Raw genomic sequence first — 2399 nt, 5'->3', positions numbered from 1 at the left:
CGCCAGGTCGGCGACCGTCTCCAGCAGCGGCTGGAAGCGAGTGATCTCGTTGGTCTTCTCGCCGACGCCCAGCTGGGCCAGGACCAGGCCGGTGGCGTGTTCGGAGCGGCGAGCAGATGGATCTTTCGTCCGCCCGCTCTCGCGGCGCCCCGCAGGCTCTTGCCGTCCACAGCCAGCGCGTGCAGTCCGGTTGTCCGCGGACGGCGGTCCGCGAGCCAGCGCCCGACCGCCCGGTCCAGGGCGTCGCCGTCGATCCGGGCGAGCAGTCGACGAATCGCGGACTCCGAGGGCAGTTGCCGCAAGGGCAGTACCGGGTCGGGGCGGATACCGAGCTGCCCGAGTGCGTGGGCCGGCGCGTCCGCGATCCACTCACCCACCGCCAGCAGCGAGGTCGCCCCGGCCAGCACCGCGCAGGCAGTCAGGGCCAAGACGACAGCCAGGCCATGCCGCACGCCGCGCGGATCACGCGGGTCCGGCACCTCAGCCAGCCGCTCCAGCAGGCCCGGCACCTCCCCGGAGCCGACCTGCGGCTGATCACGGAGCTGGTCGAGAGCGGGCGGGATCGGCGATGATGCACAGGCAGGCACGGGCTTCCAGTCGAATCACGGGACGTCGAGAACTCCATGATCTTGGAGACCGTGCCTGCTTCCGTTCCCCAGCGCCAGCCAACCGACACACCGTCAAGAACCGGACGTCATCCGACTACGCTGAATCCCTGTCCCTGCAGTCGCCAGCGATCGTTGTTCGGTCGCGACGGCGTCCTGCGGCGGTCACGCGGGGGCGGAGCGGTCAGTCCGTCGCCATGCAGTTGGGGACTCCGTCGTTCGGCTTCGGGGTCGGGGCGTCGATCGCGAAGAACCGGTTGTCGGTGCCGGCGATCGTCTGCAGTTGGGGCGTGGCCTTGTGCCCGTCGTCCCAGGTGCACGTGACGGCGTGGACTGCAGGTCCGGCCATTCCGGTGACGTACCAGTGGGTGCCGGTCGGGGTGAACTTGACCCAGCTGGTCTCGACGTTGCGGTCTCCTGTTGCGGTCAACGCATCGTCAGTCACGAACACGCGCCCGTCGCCGATGTTCAGGTTGGCGAAGAACCAGCCTGTGTGAACGAGCTGCGGCCCCCCTTCGCCGCCGGCGCGCTGGGGGTCCGGGTATTCGGCCTTCTGCGTCGCTTTCCACTCGCGGGCCGCTGCGTCAGCGTTGGCGGCGCGCTGCCAGATGTCGATGCTGAGGGTCCAGGGCTTCCCGTCGACCACCCCGGTAGCGATGACCTGCGTGATGGGTCGGATCGTCGCGTCCGGTGCTGCGGCGATCGATGCCGTCCCGGAGTCTGTGTGCGGGAAGACCGACGTCAGTATCCCGGCCGTGCACGCGACGGCCAGTGCGACGGCGACCGCCTCCGCTGCTCGGCGCCTGGTCCTGCGTCGCGTGCCGCCTGCAACGATCGCCTCGACGGGCGCGTGCTTGATCTGCACGCCTTGCGTGGCGTTGGCGAGCAGCTCGGAGATGTCGGTGCCTGTATCCGTCATGACGTTAGCCCTTCGTGCATGGGGGGACTGGTGTCCGTGCTGGCGCGGGTCAGCCCGACGGCGGACCGGAGCCGGGTGATTCCTCTGGCTGCGTTGCTCTTCACGGTGCCGACCGAGCACCCCATCGCGGCGGCGGCCTGCGTTTCGCTCAGGTCCTCCCAGTAGCGCAGTACGACGGCCTGTCTCTGACGCAGGGGCAGTTGGGCCAGCGCCGCGAGCAGGTCGGCGCGCTCGACGGCCTGTGCCATTTTGTCGCCGCGCTCTGGCAGGTCGTGCTCGTGAGCGGGGTCATCGCTTCGGGACAGGTGCTCCTTGATCCCTCTGCGGTACCTGCGCGCGTGTGCGTTGACCATGATGCGTCGCACGTAGGCGTCCGGGTCCTGGGCCAGCGACACCTTCCGCCACGCCACGAACGTCCGCTCCAGGCATGCTTGTACGAGGTCTTCTGCTGCGTACTGCTCTCCTGTCAGGAGATACGAGGTCCGCATGAGTCGGGACCATCGCCCTATGACGAACGCTTGGAAATCCTCGGATTCTCCGCCAGCTCCTGCCGTTGCTCCTGCTGTGCCTCTCATGGCTCACCTCCTCACACCACAGAGTCCACGGCCACGGCAAACCGTTGCATGATGCTGCGGCCTGCGGTCGACGCCGGGACCCTTTGGCGCGGAAGTCGGCAGGCAAGGCGTCCAGGCGGGTCAGGAGCTGCGGATTTGAGAGAGCCTGCGGGGCGCCGCGAGAGCGGGCGGACGAAAGATCCATCTGCTCGCCGCTCCGAACACGCCACCGGCCTGGTCCTGGCCCAGCTGGACGTCGGCGAGAAGACCAACGAGATCACTCGCTTCCAGCCGCTGCTGGAGACGGTCGCCGACCTGGCC

4 protein-coding genes are annotated in these 2399 nt (G+C 68.8%); 1 reads left to right on the top strand and 3 read right to left on the bottom strand.

The window, feature by feature from the left end; genetic code table 11:
* On the bottom strand, positions 1-452 hold a 452-nt coding region (locus tag AB0L59_RS42180; protein WP_365593500.1), incomplete at its 3' end, for a transposase family protein.
* Here AB0L59_RS42180 and AB0L59_RS42175 point away from each other — a divergent pair.
* Entirely contained in the window at positions 444-572 is a 129-nt protein-coding gene (locus tag AB0L59_RS42175) for a hypothetical protein (RefSeq protein ID WP_365593503.1), read from the top strand. The genes AB0L59_RS42180 and AB0L59_RS42175 overlap by 9 nt on opposite strands.
* Before the next feature lie 217 nt (positions 573-789).
* Here AB0L59_RS42175 and AB0L59_RS42170 read toward each other — a convergent pair whose 3' ends face one another.
* Positions 790-1524 carry a hypothetical protein gene (locus tag AB0L59_RS42170; RefSeq protein WP_365593498.1) on the bottom strand — a complete coding sequence of 245 codons (735 nt, stop codon included), beginning with the start codon at positions 1522-1524 and terminating at the stop codon, positions 790-792.
* Positions 1521-2099: a SigE family RNA polymerase sigma factor gene (locus AB0L59_RS42165; protein ID WP_365593495.1), complete on the bottom strand. Its 579-nt coding sequence runs from the start codon at positions 2097-2099 to the stop codon at positions 1521-1523. Before AB0L59_RS42165 ends, AB0L59_RS42170 begins: the two co-directional genes overlap by 4 nt.
* Positions 2100-2399: the final 300 nt, after the last annotated feature.

The sequence above is a fragment of the Streptomyces sp. NPDC052109 genome, from assembly GCF_040680195.1.
In the GTDB taxonomy this organism is placed as follows: Bacteria; Actinomycetota; Actinomycetes; order Streptomycetales; family Streptomycetaceae; genus Streptomyces.
The sequence above is the reverse complement of the archived record's forward strand: the minus strand, read 5'-3'. Positions and strand labels throughout refer to the sequence as shown.

Bases quoted from the DNA above. Each gene is read 5' to 3' on its own strand.
- AB0L59_RS42170 (WP_365593498.1), bottom strand. From the start codon at position 1,524: ATGACGGATACAGGCACCGACATCTCCGAGCTGCTCGCCAACGCCACG.
- AB0L59_RS42165 (WP_365593495.1), bottom strand. From the start codon at position 2,099: ATGAGAGGCACAGCAGGAGCAACGGCAGGAGCTGGCGGAGAATCCGAG.
- AB0L59_RS42175 (WP_365593503.1), top strand. From the start codon at position 444: ATGCCGCACGCCGCGCGGATCACGCGGGTCCGGCACCTCAGCCAGCCG.